This window comes from Pseudonocardia sp. DR1-2 (assembly GCF_023717215.1).
Taxonomy (GTDB): domain Bacteria; phylum Actinomycetota; class Actinomycetes; order Mycobacteriales; family Pseudonocardiaceae; genus Pseudonocardia; species Pseudonocardia alni.
Window position 1 is genome coordinate 38,270 of record NZ_JAMQOF010000006.1, and the last position, 24,776, is coordinate 63,045.

The window sequence follows — 24,776 nt, forward strand, 5'->3', positions numbered from 1 at the left end:
CCGCCCCGGCCGGGCGCGACATCCCCCCTCCCGTCGCGCCCGGCCGGTTCCGTGTGCGCCGCTGGACGGGCGTGCCGTACGCGTGCCGGGACGGCGGCCGCCGGGGCTCAGCCGGTGGGGTGCCGGGCCCGTAGCCGGGTCCGCACCCGCCCGGCCAGCGCGGTGACCGCCGCGACGACGGCCACCAGCCCGACCGCGAGCAGCGCGGCCACCAGCGGGGAGTCGGTGAGGTTGCCGGTCAGCACCCCGAGCACGCCGTAGAGCAGCGTCCACAGCACCGCCCCGGCCGCGACCGCGGGCACCAGCTTCGCCCAGGCCATCCCGGAGACCGCGGCGGCGATCAGGGTCGGCACCCGCCCCGCAGGGGCGACCCGTCCGACCAGCACGACCAGCCAGCCGCGCTCGGCGAACGCGCCGCGCATCCGTTCGATCCGGGCCGCGGTGCGCTCACCGCCGAGCCGCCCGCCGGCGACGGCGGCGCGGACCGGGTCACCGGCCAGGCGGGCGACGGCGAAGGTGATGACGTCACCGAGCAGGGCCGCGGCGAAGGACAGCAGCAGCACCACCGGCAGCGACAGGGCGGAGCTGGTCATCGCCGTCGCGGCGGCGGCGCCGACGATCGCACCGGTCGGCACGACCGGCACCACCGACCCGAGCAGCACTCCCCCGGCGACGACGAGGTAGGCGATCCGCCCGGCGTCCGGGCTGAGTTCGGCGTCCAGCCACTCCTGGGCGGACGCGGCCAGCAGGTGCGGCGCGCTCACGCCGGCGTTCCGACGGCGGCGCCGGGCGGGAGCACGAGGGTGCGGGTGGGCAGCCCGGCCGCGGCGACGGCGTCGGCGAAGTCGTGCGGCGGGCGTACGAGCAGCTCCCGCATCCGGGACCCGGTCCGCCCCGGGACCGAGCACAGCCCGGCCACGGCGAGGGTCCCCCAGTGCACCGGCAGCGCGACGGCCGGTGCGAGCCGACGGACGGCCTCGGCGGCACCGGCCGGGTCGAGGTGGCCGGGGCCGAGGTTCGGGCCCCACCCCCACACCGGCAGCGCGGCGAGGTCGATCGGGCCCTGGGCGGCGACGTCGTCGAGCCCGGGGAACAGGCCGGTGTCACCGGCGACGTAGACGCGCAGCCCGTCGCCCTCCAGCAGGTGTCCCATCGCGTCGGCCTGCGGGCCGTGGGTGAACCGGGGCCCCCACCGGTGCCCGGAGTGGTCGGCCGGGGTGCCGGTGACGCGCAGCCCGTCGAAGACACGGGTCTGCCCCACGGCGAGCTCGGACACCCGGGCGACACCACGACGGCGGAGCCAGTCGCCGGCGCCCGCGGGGACCACGACCTCCACCGCGCGGGGCAGCCGGCGCAACGAGGCGAGGTGCAGGTGGTCGGCGTGCAGGTGGGAGATCAGGACCAGGTCGGCCCCGGCGGGCCCCGCCGGGTCCACGGCCGGCGCGGCACGGCGCAGCGGCCCGACCGACCGCCCCAGCACCGGGTCGGTCAGGACGGTGCGCCCGCCGATCCGCAGCCGCAGGGTGCTGTGGCCGAGGAAGGTCGTCTCCGGCAGGTCCACACCGTCGAGTATCCCCTCAGGCGTTGCCGAGGACCCGGTCGACGGCGATCTGCAGCACCACCCGCGCGGGGTTCTCCCGGGGCTGCTTGTACTCGGCGGCGTAGCGGCGCTCGGCGTCGGCGACGACGTCGGGCTCGTCCCGCACGACGGCGCGGCCCTCCAGCGTGGACCAGGTGCGCCCGTCGACGACGGTGACGCTGACCCGCGCCCCGTCCGGCCCGGCCGCGGCGACGTTGCGCGCCTTCTGCGACCCGCCGCTGCAGATCACCCGGGCGGTGCGCCCGGCCACGTCGACGGTCACCCCCACCGGAACCGCGTGCGGGGTGCCGTCGCGGCGCGGGGTCACCAGGACGCACGGGCGGCGCTGGGACCAGAGCTCGACGAACGCGTCGGAGACACCGTCGTCGAGGGACCGGCGGCGGCGCCGGGGCGGTTCGGGGGTGGTCGTCACGGTCGCCATCCTGGACGTCGCGCCGGGCCCCGCGCGCCCCGGCACGCCGAGGCACCGGTCACTCCGGGCGACGCCACCCGCCCCGGTGATCCCCGTACGGGCGACTTCCCTGGCCCTGTCGACGGGGGTGTCGCTTCACTCTCCGCCATCGGACCGGGCGTCCCGTTCGCCCCACCGGTCACCAGGATCACGTTCGTCACAGGGAGTGGATCATGACCGCACGTTCGCTCGTCCGCCGCACCGGCGCCGTCGCCGCGTCCCTCACCCTCGCCGCGCTCGCCGGGGTCCCGCTGGCCGGAGCGGCGTCGGCCGCGGAACCGGCCGTCACCCCGGTGGCGGGCGCCGTCACGGCACCGGCCGCCGTCACCACCGCGGGCCCGGTCGTGACGGCCCCGGCCCAGGAGGACACCGAGGAGCCGCCCGCCGAGGAGCCCGCGGACGACGCGACGCCGGCCGACGAGGACCCCGAGGCCACCGCCCCGGACGCGACCGGTCCCGAGGAGACCGCGCCCGAGGAGACCGCCGCGACCCCGGAGGCGACCACTCCCGCGGCCGGGGCCCCCGCCGCCGGGCGCGGCAGCGACCTGGACTGCGTCGATCTCTCCCGGTCCCAGGCCCAGGCCGTGCTCGCCGCCGACCCGTCGGACCCGAACAACCTGGACCGCGACGACGACGGCCGGGCCTGCGAGGGCTCGGACCTCGTCGCGGCCGCCGGTACCGGGCAGGTCCGCGCGGTCCCGGGTGGTGGGGTCGAGGCCGGTGACGGCTCCGGCGGCGCCGGCGTCGACCCGACGGTGTTCCTGCTGGTCGGGACGGGCGCGGTCCTCGCCACCGGGGCGGGCGTCGTCGTGTGGAGCGGGCGTCGCACCGGCCGCGCCGCGCTCCCCCTGACCACCCGCCACTCGTGACCCCCGCCCCCGCTCCCACGGCCCCGTGGGGACACCGCACGCGCGCCGCTCCGGAGAACGCGCTCCCGATCGGGAACGCGTCCTCCGACCCCGCGCGCGTCCGAGGTCCGCGGGGGCCGCTCGGGCCCCGTGCCGTGCGACGGGTGTGGTGGGGGGTGCTCGTCGTGCTGGCACTGGCCGTCCCGCTCGGGGCGCCGCCGGTGGCGGTCGGCGGGGCGGTGCCGCCGCTGCCCACCACCACGCTCCGTCCGGCGGCGGCCCCGCTGCCGGACTCGGAGCCGGTACGGGTGCGGGCGCCCTCGATCGGGCTCGACAGCGGGCTCGTCCCGCTCGGCCTGACCGGCCGCGGAACCCTCGAGGTGCCGCCCGACGGCGCCGACACCGGCTGGTATACCGGCGCCCCCGCCCCGGGCGCCCGGGGACCGGCGGTGCTCGCGGCGCACGTCGACTGGGACCACGAGCCGGGCCCGTTCCACCGGCTGCACGCACTGGCCCCCGGTGACCTGGTGTCGGTCGACCGCGCCGACGGCACCACCGCGACCTTCGAGGTCCAGGCGGTGCGTCGCTACGCCAAGGACCGCTTCCCCACCGCGGCCGTCTACGGCGACCTGCCCGGTGCGGGCCTGCGGTTGATCACCTGCGGCGGGACGTTCGACCGGGGTGTGCGCAGCTACACCGACAACGTCGTGGTGCTCGCCTCGCTGGTCGACCCGGGCCGCGGCCCGGTGTAGACGCCGGTCGGCCGGAACCGCAGACCGGGTTCGGCGTACTCCTCCAGGGCGTGCGCCACCCAGCCGACCGTCCGGGCGCAGGCGAACAGCAGCTCGCCGGCGTCCGGGCGCAGGTCGTGGGCGTGCATCAGCGCGGCGAGCGCGAGGTCGACGTTCGCGGCGGGGCCGTCGCCGCCGCGGTCCATCCCCGCGACGACGGCGTCGACGCAGGCCACGACGTCGTCCGCGGCCGGGTCGGCGCGCAGCCGGTCGAGCAGCACCGTGGCCCGCGGGTCGGTGCCCCGGTAGACCGAGTGCCCGAAGCCCGGGACCCGCTCGCCGGCCCGCAGCCGCTGGGCGAGCGCGCCGGGCGGGTCGTCCAGGGCGTCGGCGAGGAAGCGGTGCGCGAGCCCGCTGACCAGTCCGTGCCGGGGCCCGTCGAGGGCGCCGAGCCCGGCCGAGACGACGGCGTGCACGTCGGCCAGGGTGCTCGCGGCGACCCGGGCCGCGACCGTCGACGACGCCAGGCCGTGGTCGGCGAGCAGGACCAGCGCGGCGCGGACGTGTCCGGCCGTTGCCGGCGCGGGTGCCCGGTCCGGGTCACGGACCAGAGCCGGAAGCAGCCGCTCCGCCAGACCGGCCCCCGCGACGCCCGGCCCGCCCGCGGCTCCCGGGTCCCCGGCGAGCGCGGTCACGACCGTCCCCAGCAGCGACGACGCCGTCGCCACCACCGCTCCCGGCCGCGCGTCGGCGCGCAGCGGGTCGGCCGCGGCCACCGCGGCGACGGCGAGCCGGAACCGGTCGGTCGCCCGGGCCCCGGCGGGGGCGGCGGCGAGCACGGCACGCGCCGGGGCGAGCAGGTCCGGGTCGGCGTCGAACGGCACCCGGCCGGGGACCTCCCACAGCAGCGCCGCGACGTGCTCGAGATCCTCCGACCCCGCGAGCGCGGGCACCGCCAGCCCGCGGAACCACGGCCCGCCGTCGGCGACGAGTGTGATCCGCGTCCTGATGCGCTCGACCGTCCCGGACGGCTCGCCAGACTCGCGGCCGCGCGCGGCGAGGGCCTCCACCTCCTCCTGGGCGAACCGGCTGCCCCGCCGCTGCGCGCCGCGCACGCTGGTCAGCAGCCCGCGGCTGGCGTAGGCGTACACGGTCTCCCGCTTCACCCCGAGGCGTTCCGCGGTCTCGGCGACGGTCAGGTACTCCACGACGTGGACCGTATCAACATTGACTGCATCAATATTGACAATGGTTCCCGACGGGGCGACGGTCCCGTCATGACCAGCACCGACAGCATCGGCGCCGCCGCCGGGCAGGTCCCACCGGGCCTGCGCGGCGTCGCCGTCACCAGCACCCGCATCGGGGACGTCCGCGGCGACGAGGGCTTCTACCACTACAGCCGGTACTCCGCGGTCGACCTCGCGCGCACCCGCACCTTCGACGACGTGTGGTTCCTGTTCGTCCACGGCCGTCTCCCGGACGCGGGCGAGGCCGCGGAGTTCGCCGACGCCACCGCGGAGCGCCGGGCGCTGCCCGACGCCGTCGCCGCGCAGCTGCCCGCGATCGCCGACGCCTGCGGGCCCGACCTGCTCGCCGGGCTGCGCACCGCGCTGTCGCTGCTCGGCCCGCAGCACGGGATGCGCCCGCTCTGGGACGACCCGGCGGCGGGCACCCGCGACGCCGCGACCGTCTGCGCCGCGACACCGACCGTCCTCGCCGCGCTGCACCGGCTGCGGCACGGCCTCGACCCGGTCGCGCCGCGCACCGACCTGTCCTCCGCCGCGAACTGGCTGTGGATGCTGGACGGGGCCGAGCCCGCGCCGGCGCACGTCCGCGCGCTCGACGCCTACCTCGTCGCGACGGTGGACCACGGCTTCAACGCCTCCACCTTCACCGCCCGGGTGGTCGCCTCCACCGGCGCCGACGTCGCGTCCTGCGTGGTCGCCGCGCTCGGGGCGTTCGCCGGGCCGCTGCACGGCGGCGCCCCCGACCGGGCGCTGGAGAGCCTCGACGCGATCGACCGCGACGCCGGCGGCTCGCCGGAGCGCTGGGTGGCCGACCGGCTCGCCGCGGGGATGCGGATCATGGGGTTCGGCCACGCCGTCTACCGCGGGCCGGACCCGCGCTCGGCGCTGCTGCGCGAGGTCGCCGCGGAGCTGGGCGGGCCGCTGCCCGCGCGGGCCGCCGACGTCGAACGGCGGGTGGCCGCCACCCTCGCGGAGCTGCGCCCGGACCACCCGCTGTTCGCGAACGTCGAGTTCCACGCGGGCGTGGTGATGGAGGGCTGCGGGATCCCCCGCAGCATGTTCACGCCGACGTTCGCGGTCAGCCGGGTCGTCGGCTGGTGCGCGCACGTGCTGGAGCAGGCCGCGCAGCGACGCCTGATCCGGCCCTCCGCGGTCTACGACGGCCCGCCGGCGCCCGAGCCGGTCCCCGCACGCGGGAGGTGACCCGGCTTGCCGGACGGGTGACCGGCGTGCTCATCTGATGGGTGACTCCCGCTTCAGCGGGGTCGTCCGCCGGCACGATCTGTCACCCACCACGGAGGTCGAGTGTTCCGGGCACGCCGTCCGCACCAGCAGCCCGAGAGCACCCACCCCGAGGGATCCGCACCGGTGCCGCCACGCCCCGGCGTCGCGATCGCCGTCCTGGCCTCCTGCGGGCTGCTCGTCTCGCTGGTCCAGACCATGGTCGTCCCGCTGCTCCCGCGGTTCCCGGAGCTGCTCGACGTCAGCGGGTCGACCGCGTCGTGGCTGATCACCGCCAACCTGGTCGCCGGCGCGGTGTCGGCGCCGGTGCTGGGGCGGCTCGGCGACATGTTCGGCAAGCGGCGGATGCTGCTCGTCGCGCTCGGCCTGGTCGGGGTGGGGTCGCTGCTCGGCGCGCTGGCGCCCGGGATCGGGCTGCTGCTCGTCGCCCGGGTGCTGCAGGGCGCCGCGTTCGGGGTGATCGCGCTCGGGATGAGCCTGATGCGCGACGTCCTGCCCGCCGACCGGGTCGGGTCCGGGGTCGGGCTGATGTCGTCCTCGCTCGGCTTCGGCGGGGCCATCGGGCTGCCGATCACCGGCGTCGTCGCCCAGTTCGCGAGCTGGCGCTGGCTGTTCGCCGGGGCCGCGGTGCTCGGTGTCGTGCAGATCCTGCTGGTCCGGTGGCTGGTGACCGAGTCGCGGCTGCGCACCGGCGGCCGGTTCGACGTGCCCGGGGCGCTCGGCGTCGGCGGGGCCCTGATGTGCCTGCTGCTGGCGATCTCCAAGGGCAACGACTGGGGCTGGGCCTCCCCGACCGTGCTCGGCCTGTTCGCCGGCACCGTGGTGCTGGTGGCCGCGACCGCCCGGTACGAGCTGCGCGTCCCCGCACCGCTGGTGGACCTGCGGGTCTCGGCACGGCCCGCGGTGCTGCTCACCAACCTGGCCTCGGTGCTGGTGGGCTTCGCGATGTTCGCCGGCTTCGTGCTCGCCACCCAGATCCTCCAGGCGCCGGTCACGACCGGCTACGGGTTCGGGCTCTCGCTCGTCGTCGCCGGGCTGGTGCTGCTGCCGATGGGCGGGTCGATGGTGGTGTTCTCCTCGGCCTCGGCGCGCCTGTCGCGGCTGCGCGGCCCGCGCACCACGCTGGTGCTCGGCACGCTCCTGCTGGGGGCGGGCAACTTCGCCTTCGCCGCGATGCCCTCGACGGTGCCGCTGCTGATGGCCGCCTCCACCGTGGCCGCGGTCGGCGCCGCGCTCGCCTACTCGGCGATCCCGCTGACGATCATGCGCGCGGTGCCGGAGTCGGAGACCGCCGCGGCGAACAGCCTCAACACCCTGGCCCGCCAGCTGGGCACGAGCTCGTGCACCGCGGTCGTCGCGGCCGTGACGGCGACCTACGTGCTCGGCGACGGCGGACCCCCCTCGGCGACGGCGTACACGATCTCCTTCGTCGCGGCGGGCGCCGCCGGGCTGCTCGCCACGGTGCTGGTGCTGCTGACGCCCGCACCGGCGGCGGAGACCGTCGCGACCCCGGCCCCGGCCACCGCCCACGGCTGAGCACCGGCCTCCCGGGAACGGTGCCCCGGAAATGGCGACCGCATTCCGCCGACGCATTCCGTCCCGGATACCGCCCGCCGGTCCGGCCCGCCCGTCGCGACTCCCCGCACGACCGTCCACATCGGAGGCTCGACACCGTCCTCCCCCGTTCGGACGATGGTGCACCCCACCAGGTGCGGGTGACGATCGCCGCGCGGGCTGTGACGCCGACGACCACGCTCCCGCCTGCATGTGCACGCGTCGGGACCGACCCGCCACGCCCGGTGATCATTCTACTGTGGACGACCTCCGCCCGCCAACCTGCGGATCTGCGGAATTCTTTCGGGGAACCGACGAGTAGAACCGACCGGTAACATTCTCGCCGGTAACAGTCCGAGTTGACCGACCATCCGTGAGAGCGCACACTCGGCGGCTGGATCACATTCCGATCGTGACTGTTCATCGATAGCGTTGCAGGCACCGCAACCGATCCGATCGACCAGGCCGCACCGCGTCCCGCCTGGCGATTCCGCCGGTCGACGCCGCTGCTGGAGGTCGTCACATGAAACCGTTCGTGGTCAACAACCACGACCGACTGGTCTTTCCCGCCAATTTTCTCGGAGAACTCGACTTCTCCGTCATCGACGATATGGAGCAGTTCACCGCCATCGTCGGTCGCGATTTCGAGGCAAAGGCGCCCACCGGCACCGACATCCTCGAGCGGGTCACCAGCGGCGCCTACGAGAGCCGCTTCGCGCTGCTGCGCGACATGAGCCAGAACCTGTTCTGGGTCAACCGGTACACGCTCACCATGTTCGAGAAGCGTCCGACCCGCTGGCGCGACCTCCCCCGCCACCGGAGCGACGTCTTCCTCCCGCTGCTCACCCCGTGGCGCGACGGCGACAAGAAGGTCCGGGCCGTCGCCGACGCCTTCGCCGCGCTCCCCAGCACCTGGGACGAGGCGACCGAGCGCCGCATCTTCGACCTCCTCTTCGACGTCTACGGCAACCGTCGGCACCACGCGACCGAGCTGCCGGCCGTCAAGCCGACCGTCGAGCAGTTCCTCACCACACCGGGTGCGCAGACCTTCGTCGTGCCGCAGCACGACCCGGACTACCCGGTCTTCTCCTTCAACGAGATCCTCGACGCGCACGCCGAGCGTCCCGAGCTCGAGGCCCTGACCCGCTGGGCGATGGTGCTGCACAACCAGTACCCCTGGGACCGTGCCGCCACCGAGCTGCGGACCGCCGACGAGATCGGCGACGACGAGTACGTCATCGCCTTCCACCCCCGCAACCGCGACGTCGAGCAGTTCCTGGACCGCGCCACCGGCACCCGCCCGGCGCGCCGGGGCCGGCTCTCCACGCAGTCCGACCCGGTCGAGCCCGCCACCCCGCTGCCGCCGATCCGGGTCCGTGAGACGTTCGCGGTTCAGCCGAAGGTCGAGGCGCTCGCCGTCGTCCGGGGCGAGCACGTCTGCTCCAACGACGACGTCGTCCGCAACTCCGCGTTCTCCTGGTCGCCGATGAGCGCCGACGAGATCTCCGCCAAGACCGGGATCGACCAGCGCCGCTACACCGAGCTGGACATCGAGGACCTGGCCTGGGCCGCCGCGGTCCGCGCGCTGGAGCACTCCGGCCGCGACCGCTCCGAGATCGGCGCCGTGCTCGTCGCCACCTGCACCAGCGAGCGGCTGATCCCGTCGCTGTCGACGTGGCTGTCCGGGCGGCTCGGGCTGCTCCAGACGCACTGCTCGGCCGACATCGTCGCCGCCTGCGCCGGGCTGCCATACGGCCTGTCCGAGGCCGTGCGCCAGCTGCAGGAGGTGAACCGGCCGGTCCTGCTGGTCTGCGTCGAGAAGTTCTCCGACAAGATCGGCAACGTCCGCACCTCGCGGATGATCTTCGGTGACGGTGCGGCCGCGATGGTGATCGCCCCGGCCGCCGAGGGCGAGCGCGGCGACATCGACCTGCTGCAGACCTACGCGTCGGGCCCGGACACCCAGGTGAACTCGATCATCTGGCCGAACCCGGAGTTCGACAACGACATCACCGTCTACGGCCCCGAGGTGAAGGCACTCGTCGCCCGCTACCTGTCGCAGATGATCGGCGAGCTCACCGAGCAGGCCGGCCCCGACGGCGAGGGCTCGATGCTCGACGCCGTCGACCTGATCGTCCCGCACCAGGCCAACAAGACGATGATCCTGCAGCTCGCGGGCAAGGCGGGGCTCTCGGCGGAGCAGCTGTACTTCAACATCGAGTCGATGGGGAACGTCTCCGCGGCGTCCATCCCGATCGCGCTGTTCGACTCCGTCGCCGACGGCGTCGTGGCCGGCCGGACCCGGGTCTTCGCGCCCGGATTCGGGGCCGGCGCGGTGGGCGGCTACGCGGTCCTCGAGGTCGACCCCGCCGTCATGGCCCCGGAGGTCCACCTCGACCCGACCGCCGCGGCGACGGCCGAGCCGGCCGCCGCGCCCACCTCCGACGACGTCCGGATCGCCTTCGGCGAGTAGCCACGACCGGGTGACACGGGCCACAGTGGGCGGGAAGATCCCCGTCCGGGAGGTGAGCCCGCCCGCATTCCGGCACCGACCGGGCCACCGTCCGCACCGACCCGCCGACCGCACGACGACGATGTCGTTGCGGCACACCGCCGCCACCTCGTCGCAGCACCCGTAGGAGCAGTGAAGCCCAGCCATGTTCTCGCGCATCGCCATCGTCAACCGCGGCGAACCCGCCATGCGGCTGATCAACGCCGTCCGTGAGTGGAACGCCCAGAACGGGCCCGACCGCCGCCTGCGCACGATCGCGCTGCACACCGCCGTCGACCGGCGGGCGATGTACGTCCGTGAGGCCGACGAGGCCGTCCTGATCGGGCCGGACGACCCGGACCACATGGGCACCAGCCCCTACCTCGATCACGCCGAGCTGGAGCGCGCGCTGCGCGCCACCCGCGCCGACGCGGTCTGGCCGGGCTGGGGCTTCGTCTCGGAGAAGGCCGACTTCGCCGAGCTGTGCGAGCGGCTGGGGATCACCTTCGTCGGCCCGTCGGCCGAGGTGATGCGCCGGCTCGGGGACAAGATCGCCTCCAAGCAGCTGGCCGAGTCGGTCGGCGTGCCGATGGCGCCGTGGTCCGGCGGTCCGGTGGCCGACGTCGAGACGGCGCGCAAGGCCGCCGAGACCGTCGGCTACCCGCTGATGGTGAAGGCGACCGCGGGCGGCGGGGGCCGCGGCATCCGCTACGTGCCGGGCCCCGAGCAGCTCGACGAGGCCTTCGAGCGGGCCGCGTCGGAGGCGTCGAGGACCGCCGGGGACGCGACCGTGTTCCTGGAGCGCGCGGTGTCGGGCGGACGCCACGTCGAGGTGCAGGTCGTCGCCGACGCCACCGGCGACGTCTGGACCCTCGGGGTACGCGACTGCTCGGTGCAGCGGCGCAACCAGAAGGTCATCGAGGAGTCGGCGTCCACCGCACTCGACGCCGAGCAGGAGGCGCTGCTGCGCAGCTCGGCCGCCGAGCTGGCCCGCGCCGCGGGCTACGTCAACGCCGGCACCGTCGAGTTCCTCTACCAGCCCGAGGAGAAGCTCCTCTCCTTCCTCGAGGTCAACACCCGGCTGCAGGTCGAGCACCCGGTCACCGAGGCGTGCACCGGCGTCGACATCGTGAAGCTGCAGCTGCACGTCGCCGCGGGCGGCACGCTCGCCGAGGTCGCACGCGAGGTCCCGGCGGCCCAGGGCTGGGCGATCGAGGCCCGGCTGACCGCCGAGGACCCGGAACGCGAGTTCGCGCCCGCCCCTGGCCGCATCGAGCACCTGGCGCTGCCGTCCGGTCCGGGCATCCGGGTCGACACCGGCGTCGCCGCCGGTGACGTCATCCCGCCCCAGTTCGACTCCATGATCGCCAAGGTGATCGCCTGGGGCCGCGACCGCGACGAGGCCCGCGCGCGGCTGTCCCGGGCGCTGCGCCAGACCTCCGCGGTGATCGACGGCGGCTCCACGAACAAGGCGTTCCTGCTGGACCTGCTCGACCGCGACGAGTTCCGCTCGGGCGAGCTGCAGACCACCTGGCTCGACACGATGATGGCCGACGGCTACGCGCCGCCGCGCCGCCTCGACGTCGCGCTGCTCGCCACCGCCGTGCAGAGCCACGACGGCCACGTCGCCCGCCAGCAGGAGCGGCTGTTCCGCTCCGCCGAGGCCGGCCGGCCCGAGGTGGGCTACGAGACCTGGCACCAGACCGACGTCACCGTCGCCGGGCAGTCCTACAAGCTGACGGTCGCCCGCACCCGCGCCGGCCGCTACACCGTCGAGCTGGACGGCGTGTCGGTCGACGTCGACGTCGAGCGCAACGGCGCCTACGAGCGCCGGCTCACCGTCGGCGACCTGTCCTGGACCGTGCTGTCGGTCGCGCAGGAGGCGGACTACCTCGTCGAGGTCGACGGCGCCGTGCACCGCATCTCCGGCGGCGAGGCCGGCATCGTCCGCGCCCCCGCCCCGGCGATGGTCGTCGCGCTGCCGGTCACCGCGGGCCAGACCGTGTCCGAGGGCGACACCCTCGCCATCGTCGAGTCGATGAAGCTGGAGACCTCGCTGCGGGCGCCGTTCGACGGCACCGTCGCCGAGATCCTCGTCCCGGCCAACACCCAGGTCGACGGCGGTACCAAGCTCGTGCGGCTGGAGCCGTCGGCCGACGCGGACGCGGCAGGCCCCAGCGGGGAGCGGGCCGACCTGTCCGCGTTCGCCGCGGCCGGCGCCGACACCGACGCCGCCGCGACCGCGGCCGACGCGCTGTCCGCGCTGCGCTTCCAGGTGCTGGGCTTCGACGTCGACGAGCGCCAGGCCCGCCCGCAGCTGCGCCGCCTCGCCGCCGCCCGCGAGCAGCTGGCCGCCGACGACCCGGCCGTGCTGGCCGGGGAGACCGCCGTCCTGCAGATCTTCGCCGACCTCTGCCAGCTCTCGCGCAACCGGTCCGAGACCGACGACGAGACCGGCGAGACCGAGCGCAACCCGCAGGAGTACCTCTACGCCTACCTGCGCTCCCGCGACGCCGACGACGAGGGCCTGCCCGAGTCGTTCCAGGCCAAGCTGCGCCGGGCGCTGGCCCACTACGGCGTCACCGAGATCGACGGCGGGACCGGCCGCGCCGACGACCTGGGCCCGGCGCTGTACCGGATGTTCCTGGCCCACCGCCGCGCACCGCAGCAGGTGCCGGTCGTGCTGGACCTGCTGAACTGGCGGCTGCGCCACCCGGAGTCGGTCGCGAACCTCTCCCCCGCGGCGCGCGAGGACTACCTGCGCACCCTCGACGAGGTCGTCGTCGCCACCCAGCTGCGGCACCCCGTCGTCGGGGACACCGCGCGGCTGGCCCGCTACCGGGCGTTCGACGCCCCGGTCGTCGCCGCCGAGCGGGACCGGGCGCTGACCGAGGTCCGGGAGAGCCTGGACGTGCTCGCCTCGGACCCGGGGACCGCGGACCGGGCCCGCCGGATCGACACCCTCGTCGGGTCCTCGGAGCCGATCCTGGGCGTGTTCGGGGAGCGGCACGACGCCGTGCTGCTCGAGGTCATGACCCGGCGCTACTACCGGGTGCGGGTGCTGCGCGACCTGGAGCTCGTCGAGCACGCGGGCAAGCCGCTGCTGACCGCCCGCTACCAGCACCTGGGCCGGGACCGCACGGTCTTCGCCTCGGTGATCGACAACAACGACCCGGCCGCCGCGCAGGCCGTGTCCGACGAGCTGCGCCGCCGCGTCGGCGAGCTCGACGGGGACCGCACCGCGCTCGTCGACCTCTACGTCACCTCGACCAAGGCCGACGACGGCGGTGACCCCGACGCCCGCGCCGAGCGCGTCCGCGCCGCACTGGGGAAGGTTCCCGCGCACCTGCACCGGGTCGCCGTCGCCGTCCGCCCGAACCCGCGCGCCGCGGGTACGGCGAGCGACGAGGCCGAGCCGCCGACCTGGTTCACCTTCCGGCCCGACGAGACCGGCGAGCTGGTCGAGGACCGCACGCTGCGGGGCATGCACCCGCTGGTCGCGGACCGGCTGCGGCTGTGGCGCTTCCGCAACTTCGAGCTGCACCGCCTGCCCGCCGCCACCGACGTGCACCTGTTCCGGGCCACCGGCCGCGAGGTCACCGCCGACGACCGGCTGGTCGCGATGGCCGACGTCCGCGAGCTGACCGTGCTGCGCGACGAGGAGACCGGGAAGGTCCGCTCGCTGCCGCAGTTCGAGCGCGCGCTCGACGCCTGCATCAACTCGCTGCGTGCCGCCCGCGCCGGGGACCGCACCCTGGCCCGGATGTCGTGGAACCGGATCGCGCTCTACGTGTGGCCGGAGGTCGACGTCCCGCTCGCCGAGCTGGACTCGGTGGTCCGCCGGCTCGCGCCGCGCACGGCCAACCTCGGGCTGGAGCAGGTCCTCGTCGAGTTCCGCACCGCCGACCCGCAGGTCACCGGCGGCCAGGGCGGTCCGCGCTCGATGCTGCTGCGCATGTCGCGCCCGCCCGGCGCGGGGCTCACGGTCAAGCTCGACCAGCCCCCGACCGAGCCGATGCGCGAGCTCGACGCCTACGACCAGAAGGTGCTCAAGGCCCGTCGCCGCGGCGCCGTCTACCCCTACGAGATCGTCCCGCTGCTCACGGCCCCGGTCGACGCCGGCCCGGGCACCTGGCAGGAGTACGACCTCGTCGACCCGGCCGACCCGGCGCTGCCGGTGCCGGTCGACCGCGCGCCCGGCGGCAACAGCGCCAACCTGGTGCTCGGCGTCGTCTCGGTGCCGACCCGGCGCTACCCGGACGGGATGAAGCGGGTCGTGCTGCTCGGCGACCCGACCCGGGCCCTCGGCGCGATCGCCGAGCCGGAGTGCCGCCGCGTGATGGCCGCAATCCACCTGGCCCGTGAGCTGGACGTGCCGATCGAGTGGTTCGCCGTCTCGGCCGGCGCGAAGATCGCGATGGACTCCGGCACGGAGAACATGGACTGGATCTCCCGGGTGCTGCGCGGGATCATCGAGTTCACCCAGGACGGCGGGGAGCTCAACGTCGTCGTCACCGGCATCAACGTCGGCGCCCAGCCCTACTGGAACGCCGAGGCGACGATGCTCATGCACACCAAGGGCATCCTGGTGATGACGCCGGACTCGGCCATGGTGCTGACCGGCAAGCACTCGCTGGACTTCTCCGGCGGTGTCTCGGCCGAGGACAACTTCGGCATCGGCGGCTACGACCGGATCATGGGCCCGAACGGGCAGGCGCAGTACTGGGCGCCGGACCTGGGCGGCGCCGTGGGCGTGCTGCTGGCGCACTACGCCCACACCTGGACCCAGCCGGGCGAGCGGTTCCCGCGACCCGCGCCGACCACCGACCCGGTCTCCCGCGACGTCACCACGGCGCCGCACTCCGGGCCGAACTGCGACTTCACCACGCTCGGCGAGATCTGGGCGCCGGAGACCAACCGGGAGCGGAAGAAGCCGTTCGACATCCGCTCGGTGCTGCGCGGCGTCGCCGACGCCGACCACCCGACGTCGGAGCGGTGGGCCGACATGCACGACGCCGACTCGGTCGTCGCGCTCGACGCCCACCTCGGCGGCCAGCCGATCGCGATGATCGGCATCGAGTCGCGGCCGCTGCCGCGGCGCGGGCCGCGCCCGGTCGACGGGCCGTCGCAGTTCACCGCCGGGACGCTGTTCCCGCGCTCGTCGCGCAAGTGCGCGCGGGCCATCAACGCCGCGTCCGGCAACCGGCCGCTGGTCGTGCTGGCGAACCTGTCCGGGTTCGACGGCTCGCCGGAGTCGCTGCGCGGCCTGCAGCTGGAGAACGGCGCCGAGATCGGCCGGGCCATCGTCAACTTCGACGGCCCGATCGTGTTCTGCGTGGTCTCCCGCTACCACGGCGGCGCGTTCGTGGTGTTCTCCGGAACGCTGAACGACAACATGGAGGTCGCCGCGATCACCGGCTCCTACGCCTCCGTGCTCGGCGGGGCGCCCGCCGCGGCCGTCGTGTTCGCCGGCGAGGTCAACGACCGCACTGCCAAGGACGAGCGGGTCACCGACCTGGAGACCCGGATCAAGCAAGCCGTCACCGACGGGGACGAGGCGACCGCGGCACGGCTGCGCGGCGACCTCGCCACCCTCCGTCCGGACGTCCGCTCCGAGAAGCTCGGCCAGGTCGCGGACGAGTTCGACACCAAGCACTCCATCGAGCGGGCGCAGTCCGTCGGCTCGGTGCACCGGATCGTCTCCCCCGACCAGCTCCGGCCGTACCTGGCCGACGCGGTCCAGCGGGGCATGAAGCGCACTCTCGACACCTTTGGAGGAAACGCATGACCGCGATCACCGATACCCACCCGGAGCAGCGCGTCGCCATCGTGACCGGGGGTGCGCGCGGGATCGGCGCCGCGATCACCACCGCGCTGGCCCGCACCGGGGTGCACGTCGCCGCCGGGTACTCGTCGAACTCCAAGGCCGCCGACGAGCTGAAGGGCAAGCTGGAGGCCGAGGGCGCGTCGATCTCGGTGCACCAGGGCAACGTCGGCTCGCCCGAGGACTGCCAGCGGGTCGTCACCGAGGTCCTGGAGCAGCGGGGCCGCGTCGACTACCTGATCAACAACGCCGGCATCACCGTCGACAAGACCGTCCGCAAGCTGACCGTCGACGACTGGCACGCCGTGCTGCGGATCAACCTGTCCGGCGCGTTCTACATGACCAAGGCCGTGCTGGAGCACATGACCGGCAACGAGTTCGGCCGGATCGTGAACATCTCCTCGGTGATCGGCCAGACCGGCGCGATGGGCCAGGCCAACTACGCCTCGTCGAAGGCCGGCCTGATCGGCTTCTCGAAGTCGCTGGCCCAGGAGGTCGCCCGCAAGGGCGTCACCGTCAACTGCGTCGCGCCGGGCTTCATCGAGACCGAGATGGTCGCCGCCGTGCCGGAGAAGGCGCTCGAGAAGATCGTCTCGAAGATCCCGGTCGGCCGCCTCGGCCAGGCCGACGAGATCGCCCGCGCCGTGCAGTTCCTCGTCGACGACCGCGCCGGCTACGTGACCGGCTCGGTCATCAGCGTGAACGGCGGGCTGGACATGGGGTCCTGACCGTCGTTCTCCCCTGCCGAGGGCCTCGCACAGTGTCGTGCGGGGCCCTCGTGCGTACTCAGGGGACCGTGGTCGCCCGGGTGTAGCGGTCGGCCAGTGCGCGCAGCCGCGCCACCAGCTCCGGTGGCTCGGTGACGTGGAAGTCCAGGTCGAGCAGCCCGATGTACACCGCGACGGTCTCGATGCTGTCCGCCCCGGTCACGAGGACGCAGTGCGTGTCGTCGACCTCCTCGACCGCGCCGACGGCCGGGTTGATCCGGGCGAGCACCGTCGCCGCCGGTGCGTCGACGGTGATGCGGACGTGCACCTGCCACCCGGTCGACGCGGCCTCCCGCAGGACCAGGGCCGGGTAGTCCCCGCCGGGCAGCGGGTCCGGGACGAACCGGCGGCCGGTCGCCGTACGCGGGCGGACCAGGTCGACCCGCCACGTCCGCCACCCGCCGTCGAGCCGCCCGACCAGGTACCAGCGGCCCTGCCAGGAGACCATCCGGTACGGCTCGACCGTGACCGGCCACTCCTGCCCGGGCAGGTCGAGCCGCACGCAGGTGTGGTCGCGGATCGCGGTGGCGAGCTCGGTGAGCACCGCCGGGTCGACCTCCGGATCCGGGTCGACGGTGTCGGTGTTGCGCGGCCCCGCGACGGTGCCGTCGTGGATGGCGGCGACGCGGCGGCGCAGCCGGTCCGGGAGCACCTGGTCGAGCTTGGCCAGGACGCGGTCGCCGCTGTCCCCCAGCCGCCCGCCGTGCGCGCTCACGGTGCGCAGCCCGATCGCCACGGCGACGGCCTCGGCGTCGTCGAGCTGCAGCGGGGGCAGCCGCGCGCCGGGCCCGAGCCGGTAGTGCCCGGCGCCGCCCCGGACGGCGTGCACCGGGTAGTCGAGTCCGCGGAGCCGGGCGACGTCGTTGCGGATGGTGCGGGCGCTGACGCCCAGCCGCTCCGCCAGCTCCGGTGCGGTCCACTCCGGACGGCTCTGCAGCAGCCCGAGCAGCGCGAGCATGCGGGCGGCGGTGTCGGCCACGAGAATCTCCGGATCCGGTCGCGAACAGGAAGGGAACGTGCCTGATCGACCGGCACCGTAGTACCCATGACGCCGTTCACCGTGCAGATCCCGCAGTCCGACCTCGACGACCTCGCCGACCGTCTGTCCCGCACCCGGCTGCCCCGTCCCGCGCCGGGCGACGACTGGACCTACGGCACCCCGAACGCGTGGCTGGCCGCGACCGTCGCGTACTGGCGCGACGGGTTCGACTGGCGGGCCCAGGAGGCCCGGATGAACGCCCACCCGCAGTACCTCACCGAGATCGACGGCCAGGTCCTGCACTACCTGCACGTCCCCTCGGCCGAGCCCGGCGCGACGCCGGTGCTGCTGCTGCACAGCTGGCCCGGCTCGTTCGCGGAGTTCCTCGACGTGATCGGCCCGCTGACCGACCCGGTCGCGCACGGCGGCCGCGCCGAGGACGCCTGCTCGGTGGTGGTGCCGTCGTTGCCCGGGTTCGGCTTCAGCACCCCGCTCGCCGAGGGCGGCTGGACCACCGCCCGGATCGCCGCGACGCTGGACACCCTGATGCGCCGGCTCGGCTACACCTCCTACGGGGCGCACGGCAGCGACGCCGGGGCACTCGTCGCGCGGGAGCTGGGCCTGCTCGACCCGCCCGGGTTCCTCGGGCTGCACGTGCTGCAGCTGTTCTCGTTCCCGTCGGGCGACCCGGCCGAGTTCGAGCGGCTGGGACCGGACGACCACGCCGCACTGGAGTTCATGCAGTGGTTCTCCTCGGTCGGCGGCTACAACGGGATGAACGCCTCCCGCCCGCAGACGATCGGCGCGGCGCTGGCCGACTCACCGGTCGGGCAGCTGGCCTACTCGGAGCTGTTCGCGTCGTTCGGCAACGGCACCGCGCTGGTGACCCGTGACCAGCTGCTGACCCAGGTGTCGCTGTACTGGCTGACCAACACCGCGGCGACCTCGGCCAGGATCTACTTCGAGGACGCACGCGCCGGCGCGGAGCCGCGGGTGAACCACGCCCGAACCGGGGTGGCCGTGTTCGCCTCGGACTTCCGGACCGTCCGGGTGTTCGCCGAGCGCGACAACACCCGGATCGAGCACTGGAGCACCTTCGACGAGGGCGGGCACTTCGCCGCCCTGGAACGGCCGGCCGACGTGGCGGCCGACATCCGGGCGTTCTTCGCCGGCTGAGGGGCGAGCTCAGCCGCGGCTGCAGAGCCCCTTGGCCGCCAGCACCCGCGCGACGGCGGTGTCGTTGTCCTGCGCCGTGATCCGCCCCTCGGCCAGCGCCTTCTCCGCGGCGTCGAGCAGCGGGGCGACCGGGGTGACGTTGGAGAACAGCGCCATGTCCGCGCCGGCGGTCAGGGCCCGGGTGGTGGCCTCGGCGAGCCCGAAGCGGTCGGTGATCGCCTTCATCGCACCGAGGTCGTCGGTCATGGCGAGACCGTCGAACCGGTAGTCCTCGCGCAGCAGCCGGTAGGCGGCCGGGGCGATGCTGGTGGGCACGTCGGTGGTCAGGCCCGGGACGTCGAGGTGGCCGAGCATGACCCCGACCCGCCCGTCGAGCGGCTTCCCCGGTCCGACGAGGTCGGCGTAGGGCCGGAGGTCACCGGAACGCAGCCGGTCCAGCGGCGGCGTGCTCACCGAGCCCTTGTGCGAGTCACCGGAGCTGTGCCCGTGGCCGGGGAAGTGCTTGAGGACCCCGAACACCCCGCCGGCCTGCTGCCCCTCGGCCCAGGCGGCGGCGTAGCGGGTGACGGTGGCCGGGTCGTCGGAGAACGAGCGGTCCCCGATGACGGCGGTGCGCGGCTGGTCGGAGACGTCGACCGACGGCGCGAGGTTCCAGGTGACGCCACGGGCCCTCAGCTGCCCGGCGCGCTCGCGGGCGATCCCGGCGACCTCCTCGGGGCTGTCGGACGCGGCCATCTGCCGGGCGCTGGGGACGTCGCCGTCGAGCTCGTCGATGCGCTGGACCCGGCCGCCCTCCTCGTCGACGGCGACGGCGAGCGGCGTGCGGGACGCCTTCTGCAGTGCCGCGAGCCGGTCGTCCTGCAGCAGCGCGGTCGCGTTGCCGCCGAGGAACACCCCGCCGACCTGCGACTCCCGCACGATCGCGGTGGCGCCGGCCGGGTCGGCGGCGTCCACCCCGACCATCAGGCGCTGGGCGAGCCGGTCGCGCGGGGACAACGCCGCCACCATCGGGGCGCAGGTGTCCGGGTCCGGTGCGGGCCGGGCCGCCGGTGCCGCCTGCGGCGCTGCGCCCGGCGGGGCGGCGTCGGTGCTGTTCGCGGTCGGCTGCGGCCCGGCGACGGCGACGAGCCCCGCCGTCAGCGCGCCCACGACGGCGGCGGTGAGCAGTCCGGTGCTGCGACGGCGTCGCTGCCGGATCACGGGGTGGGGTCGTCCAGGCACTCGCATCGCGACCATCGTGACAGGCCCGTCCCGGCCCGGCGCCCCCGCCGCGCCGCGGTCACCGGCTCCCCCGGCCCGGCCCGCTGCGCCGGGTGCGGGGCTCAGCCGACCGCGGGGACCCGCTCGGACTCCGGCGGCGGGCCGGGCGGGGTGCCGTCGCCGAACGGGCGCCCGCCCAGCTCCTCGCGGCCGTGCGCGGTCGTCCAGCCTGCGGTGTCGGGTCCCTTCGGGACGATCCCGGTCGGGTTCACCGACGCGTGCACGCCGTAGTAGTGCTGCTTGACCTGCTCGAAGTCGATGGTGTCGCCGAAGCCGGGGGTCTGGAACAGGTCCCGGGCGTAGGCCCACAGCACGGGGAGCTCGGTGAGCTTGTGCCGGTTGGCCTTGAAGTGGCCGTGGTAGGCGGCGTCGAAGCGGACCAGGGTCACCCACAGCCGGATGTCGGCCTGGGTGATCGAGTCACCGACCAGGTAGCGGCGCGTCGACAGGTGCTCGGACAGCTCGTCCATCCGCGACCACAGGGCGTCGTAGGCGCGGTCGTAGGCGCGCTGGGACGAGGCGAACCCGCACTTGTAGACGCCGTTGTTGACGTCGTGGAAGATCCCCTTCCCGATCTCGTCGATCGCCTCCGGGTCGGTCCACAGGTCCGGGGCGCCGTCGCGGTGGAGCCCCCGCCACTGGGTGGACAGGTCGCGCTCCAGCAGCGCGTACTCGTTGGTGACGACCTTGCCCGAGGCGACCTCGACCATGGCGGGGACGGTGACGCCCTCGTCGTAGCCGGGGACGGCCTTCTCGTAGGCCTCGCGCAGGTACTCGATGCCGAGCACGGGGTCGACGTTGCCCGGGTCGAGGTGGAAGCGCCAGCTGCGCTCGTCGTGCAGCGGGCCCGCGATGCCCATCGAGATCGCGTCCTCCAGCCCGAGCAGCCGCCGGGTGATGATCACCCGGTTCGCCCAGGGGCAGGCGCGTGCGCCGACGAGGCGGTAGCGGCCCGCCTCGACCGGCCACGGCGACGACCCGTCGGCCGTGATCCGCTCGGCCACCCCGAGCGCCTCCCGTACGAACTCACCGCTGTCCTGGTCGGTCCCCATGCCCGCCAACGCTAGCCCTGTGGTCGGATGGGCGCATGGGCGTCGACGGTGACCTCGCACGCGGTCTGTCCGAGCTGGTCGCGCCGGGTTCCCGGGTGGCGCTGGCCGACGGCTGCGGGCTCCCCTACGCGCTCGCCCGCCCGCTCTCGGCGGTCGCGGCCCGGGCCGGGGGTGTGCGGCTCGTGCTGGGCTGGGTGCCCGGCCCGGCCCCGGACCTCGAGCCGGACGCATTCGCCGACATCCGCACCGTCGTCGGGGGGCCGGGAGCGCGGGCGCTGATCGAGTCCGGGCGCGCGCACCGGGTCCCGGCCCGGCTCTCGGCGACGCCCGCGCTGCTGGCCGGCCCGCTGCGCCCGGACCTGCTGCTGGCGACCGTCGTCCGCGACGACCGCGGTGACCTGCGGTTCGGTGCGGAGGCCTCCTGGATGCGCGGCCTGTACGACGCCAGGGTCCCGGTCGCGGCGGTCGTGTCCCGCTCCGCGCCGCACGCCGACGCCGGTCCCCCGCTGGCCGGGGTGGCGGTGCTCGGTGAGGTCGACGGACCGGACGGGGCCCCGCACACCGTCGCCACCCCCGCGCCGCGCGACGCCGACCGGGCGGTGGCCGCCGCGGTCGCGGGCCTCGTCCCGGCGGGGGCGCGGATCCAGTTCGGCCCCGGGCGGCTGGCCGCGGCACTCGTCGAGGCCCTGGACGTGCCGGTCGCGGTGGACTCCGGGCTGCTCGCCGACGCGGTCGTCGACCTGGACGAGCGCGGGCTGCTGCGCGGGACACCGTCGTCGACGGCGCTCTACGGCAGCCCCCGGCTCTACGACTGGGCCGACCGGCTGGGCCGGGCCGGCCGCGGCACGGTCCGGCCGGTCGAGCACACCCACGACGTGTCCCGGCTCAGCACCGACCCGGGGCCGCTGGTCGCGCTGAACACCGCGCTGGAGATCGACCGGGACGGCCAGGTCAACGTCGAGGGCGTCGCCGGCTCGGCGGCCGGGATGATCGGCGGGCACCCGGACTTCGCGGCGGCCGCGGTCCGCGGGCCGGGACTGTCGGTGATCGCGCTGCCCGCGGCGCACCGCGGGCGCCCGACGCTGGTGGAGCGGCTCGGCGGACCGGTGACGACGCCGTCGCACGACGTCGACGTGGTCGTCACCGAACGGGGCACGGCGGATCTGCGGGGGCTCGGCCGCGGGGAGCGGCGACGCGCGCTGAGCGCCCTGTGGGACGGCGCCGTTACTCCGGACGGATGAACTCCGATCCATGGTGTGACCGGAACCACAGATCACCCGGGGTGAACGGATCGCCGACGTCCCGGCCGCGGGCCGCCGCCGGCCGGACGGTCGCGCCACGACGTCCACTCCGGACCCACGACGTGTGACGACCACATGACGTCACTGGTGGGCCCGCACGCAGCCGGACACCGCCCGGGCCCGCTCGCCGCCGCCCGGAAAATCCCCGGATGACCGGCTGAGTTGCGCATAACACAACTCCGGCGGCCGTTCCAGGTTCACCCTGGGTGAGCGGACAGGGGCCGCGGGGGCACCTACGGTCAGGGCCGTCCCGCACCCGAGCGCCGAGGAGGCGCGCCCCATGACGGCAGACCACCGCAGCGGGCTCCGGGGGCCCGCCAGCACCGTGCAGGAGTTCGGCGACGCGCCCACCGAGGTCCGCGAGTCCACCCACTACAAGCACGAGTACGTGCAGACGTTCGTCGACAAGTGGGACGAGCTGATCGACTGGCGGGCCCGCTACGCCAGCGAGGGGCGGTTCTTCGTCGACCAGCTCCGCACGCGCGGCGTCACCAGCGTGCTCGACGTGGCGACCGGCACCGGCTTCCACTCCGTCCGGCTGCTGGAGGAGGGCTTCGAGACCGTCGTGTCCGCCGACGGCAGCGCCGAGATGCTGGCGAAGGCCTTCGACAACGGGATGAAGTTCGGCGGGCACGTGCTGCGCGTCGTGCAGGCCGACTGGCGGTGGCTCAACCGGGACGTGCACGGCGAGTACGACGCGATCATCTGTCTCGGGAACTCGTTCACCCACCTGTTCTCCGAGCGGGACCGCCGCAAGGCGCTCGCCGAGTTCTACGCGATGCTCTCCCACGACGGCGTGCTGATCCTGGACCAGCGCAACTACGACGCGATCCTGGACAACGGCTTCTCCTCGAAGCACCGGTACTACTACTGCGGCGACGACGTCGTCGCCGAGCCGGAGTACGTCGACGACGGTCTCGCCCGGTTCCGCTACCGGTTCCCCGACGGGTCCCAGTACCACCTGAACATGTTCCCCCTGCGCAAGGACTACACCCGCCGCCTCATGCACGAGGTCGGGTTCCAGCGGGTCGACACCTACGGCGACTTCCAGTCGACCTACGCCGACGACGAGCCCGACTTCTTCGTGCACATCGCCGAGAAGGCCTACCTCGACCAGGAGGACGCCGAGTGACACGGACGACCCAGGACACCGCCGAGCACACCGCCCGGTCCTACTACGACTCCGACGACGCCGACACCTTCTACTCCCGGGTCTGGGGCGGCGAGGACATCCACGTCGGCGTCTACGACGCACCGGACGAGCTGATCTCGGTCGCCAGCGCCCGCACGGTGACCCGGATGGCCGAGGTCGCCGGGGTCGGCCCCGGCACCCGGGTGCTCGACCTCGGAGCGGGCTACGGCGGCGCGGCCCGCCGGCTGGCGGCCGCACACGGGGCCACGGTGCACTGCCTCAACCTCTCCCCGGTGGAGAACGCCCGCAACGAGCGGATGACCCGGGAGCAGGGCCTGGCCGGTCGGGTCGAGGTGACCACCGGCAGCTACGAGGACGTGCCGGTCGAGGACGCCTCGGTCGACCTGGTGTGGTCGCAGGACGCGTTCCTGCACTCCGGCTCCCGCGACACCGTGCTGGACGAGGTCGCCCGGGTACTCCGTCCCGGCGGGCAGGTGGTGTTCACCGACCCGATGGCCGTCGACGGGCTCGACCAGTCCTCGATCCAGCCGATCCTCGACCGCATCGCACTGTCCACGATGGCCACGCCCGGCTACTACACCGACGGTCTGGAGCGGCGGGGCTTCACCGGGGTCCGGTTCCTCGACCACGCCGAGCACCTCGCGACCCACTACCGCCGGGTGCGCGAGGAGCTGGTGGCGCACGAGGAGGAGCTGTCGTCGTCGATCTCGGGGCCCTACCTGACGGCGATGAAGGCGGGCCTGCAGCACTGGGTGGACGGTGGCCGCGCCGGCAAGCTCACCTGGGGGATCGTGCACGCGGTCCGGGCCTGAGGGCGGGCTCCGGCCCGGACCCCGCACGGGGCACGGGCCGGGCGCGCTCAGCCGTCGTCGTCGGCGTCGTTGCCGCCGTCGTCGCCGTCCTGCCGGCCGTCCTGGTCGTCGTCGCCGTCGCGGTCGTCGTCCGTGTCCTGCTGCTGTTGCTGCTGCTGGGGGGCCGGCGCGGGGGTCGCGGACCCGCCGCCGCAGGACGCGGCGGTGGTGAGGACGAGCGCGAGCGCCGCGAGGGTGCCGAGCAGCGCCCGGAGAGGGGTGGTTCGTCGCATACGCACGAGTCTTCCG

General features: G+C 74.7%; 19 protein-coding genes. 11 read left to right on the top strand and 8 right to left on the bottom strand.

What is annotated here, in order from left to right:
* Positions 1-107: 107 nt before the first annotated feature.
* Genes ND486_RS18290 through ND486_RS18300 form a run of 3 tightly spaced genes read right to left on the bottom strand, consistent with a single transcriptional unit; the run spans position 108 to position 2,012 of the window.
* Complete coding sequence (locus ND486_RS18290) at positions 108-764, bottom strand: VTT domain-containing protein (RefSeq protein ID WP_224403327.1); 657 nt, start codon at positions 762-764, stop codon at positions 108-110.
* Positions 761-1,561 carry an MBL fold metallo-hydrolase gene (locus tag ND486_RS18295; RefSeq protein WP_224403328.1) on the bottom strand — a complete coding sequence of 267 codons (801 nt, stop codon included), beginning with the start codon at positions 1,559-1,561 and terminating at the stop codon, positions 761-763. Before ND486_RS18295 ends, ND486_RS18290 begins: the two co-directional genes overlap by 4 nt.
* Before the next feature lie 16 nt (positions 1,562-1,577).
* Positions 1,578-2,012, bottom strand: coding sequence for a TIGR03618 family F420-dependent PPOX class oxidoreductase (locus ND486_RS18300; protein ID WP_251785433.1), 435 nt, complete (start codon positions 2,010-2,012; stop codon positions 1,578-1,580).
* 212 nt (positions 2,013-2,224) lie between these two features.
* Between ND486_RS18300 and ND486_RS18305 the strand changes: the two genes are divergently transcribed.
* Complete coding sequence (locus ND486_RS18305; protein WP_251785434.1) at positions 2,225-2,920, top strand: hypothetical protein; 696 nt, start codon at positions 2,225-2,227, stop codon at positions 2,918-2,920.
* 164 nt (positions 2,921-3,084) lie between these two features.
* On the top strand, positions 3,085-3,651 hold the full coding sequence (locus ND486_RS18310; protein WP_251785442.1) for a class F sortase: 567 nt from the start codon (positions 3,085-3,087) through the stop codon (positions 3,649-3,651).
* Here the strand turns inward: ND486_RS18310 and ND486_RS18315 are convergent.
* Complete coding sequence (locus tag ND486_RS18315) at positions 3,591-4,838, bottom strand: citrate synthase (RefSeq protein WP_251785444.1); 1,248 nt, start codon at positions 4,836-4,838, stop codon at positions 3,591-3,593. The genes ND486_RS18310 and ND486_RS18315 overlap by 61 nt on opposite strands.
* A gap of 69 nt (positions 4,839-4,907) precedes the next feature.
* Between ND486_RS18315 and ND486_RS18320 the strand changes: the two genes are divergently transcribed.
* The 5 genes from ND486_RS18320 (at position 4,908) to ND486_RS18340 (ending at position 16,716) form a co-directional block, all read left to right on the top strand.
* Positions 4,908-6,080, top strand: coding sequence for a citrate/2-methylcitrate synthase (locus tag ND486_RS18320; RefSeq protein WP_251785445.1), 1,173 nt, complete (start codon positions 4,908-4,910; stop codon positions 6,078-6,080).
* Positions 6,081-6,245: 165 nt separating this feature from the next.
* Positions 6,246-7,655 (top strand): MFS transporter, encoded by a 1,410-nt coding sequence (locus ND486_RS18325; RefSeq protein WP_251785446.1) that lies wholly within the window; start codon positions 6,246-6,248, stop codon positions 7,653-7,655.
* A gap of 541 nt (positions 7,656-8,196) precedes the next feature.
* Complete coding sequence (locus tag ND486_RS18330; RefSeq protein ID WP_251785448.1) at positions 8,197-10,146, top strand: 3-oxoacyl-[acyl-carrier-protein] synthase III C-terminal domain-containing protein; 1,950 nt, start codon at positions 8,197-8,199, stop codon at positions 10,144-10,146.
* Between the two features lie 184 nt (positions 10,147-10,330).
* Complete coding sequence (locus ND486_RS18335) at positions 10,331-15,952, top strand: biotin carboxylase N-terminal domain-containing protein (protein ID WP_251785449.1); 5,622 nt, start codon at positions 10,331-10,333, stop codon at positions 15,950-15,952.
* Entirely contained in the window at positions 15,949-16,716 is a 768-nt protein-coding gene (locus tag ND486_RS18340; RefSeq protein ID WP_251785451.1) for a beta-ketoacyl-ACP reductase, read from the top strand. Before ND486_RS18335 ends, ND486_RS18340 begins: the two co-directional genes overlap by 4 nt.
* 58 nt (positions 16,717-16,774) lie before the next feature.
* Here the strand turns inward: ND486_RS18340 and ND486_RS18345 are convergent, their stop codons facing one another.
* Positions 16,775-17,734, bottom strand: coding sequence for a YafY family protein (locus ND486_RS18345; protein ID WP_251785460.1), 960 nt, complete (start codon positions 17,732-17,734; stop codon positions 16,775-16,777).
* Positions 17,735-17,800: 66 nt separating this feature from the next.
* Here ND486_RS18345 and ND486_RS18350 point away from each other — a divergent pair, with 66 nt between their 5' ends.
* Entirely contained in the window at positions 17,801-18,910 is a 1,110-nt protein-coding gene (locus ND486_RS18350; protein WP_251785462.1) for an epoxide hydrolase family protein, read from the top strand.
* Between the two features lie 9 nt (positions 18,911-18,919).
* Here the strand turns inward: ND486_RS18350 and ND486_RS18355 are convergent, their stop codons facing one another.
* A complete protein-coding gene (locus ND486_RS18355; protein WP_374231490.1) occupies positions 18,920-20,107 on the bottom strand; it encodes a glycoside hydrolase family 3 N-terminal domain-containing protein in 1,188 nt (395 codons plus the stop codon).
* Positions 20,108-20,232: 125 nt separating this feature from the next.
* Entirely contained in the window at positions 20,233-21,222 is a 990-nt protein-coding gene (locus tag ND486_RS18360; protein WP_179760868.1) for a glutathione S-transferase family protein, read from the bottom strand.
* Between the two features lie 35 nt (positions 21,223-21,257).
* On the opposite strand from ND486_RS18360, the gene ND486_RS18365 reads away from it, so the two are divergent.
* The 3 genes from ND486_RS18365 (at position 21,258) to ND486_RS29850 (ending at position 24,488) form a co-directional block, all read left to right on the top strand.
* Entirely contained in the window at positions 21,258-22,463 is a 1,206-nt protein-coding gene (locus tag ND486_RS18365) for an acetyl-CoA hydrolase/transferase C-terminal domain-containing protein (protein ID WP_251785465.1), read from the top strand.
* A gap of 340 nt (positions 22,464-22,803) precedes the next feature.
* Positions 22,804-23,655 (top strand): class I SAM-dependent methyltransferase, encoded by an 852-nt coding sequence (locus ND486_RS29845; protein ID WP_308215858.1) that lies wholly within the window; start codon positions 22,804-22,806, stop codon positions 23,653-23,655.
* Complete coding sequence (locus ND486_RS29850; RefSeq protein ID WP_308215859.1) at positions 23,652-24,488, top strand: methyltransferase domain-containing protein; 837 nt, start codon at positions 23,652-23,654, stop codon at positions 24,486-24,488. The genes ND486_RS29845 and ND486_RS29850 overlap by 4 nt, the downstream gene beginning before the upstream one ends.
* Before the next feature lie 47 nt (positions 24,489-24,535).
* Here ND486_RS29850 and ND486_RS18375 read toward each other — a convergent pair whose 3' ends face one another.
* Positions 24,536-24,760, bottom strand: coding sequence for a hypothetical protein (locus ND486_RS18375; RefSeq protein ID WP_208821447.1), 225 nt, complete (start codon positions 24,758-24,760; stop codon positions 24,536-24,538).
* Positions 24,761-24,776: the final 16 nt, after the last annotated feature.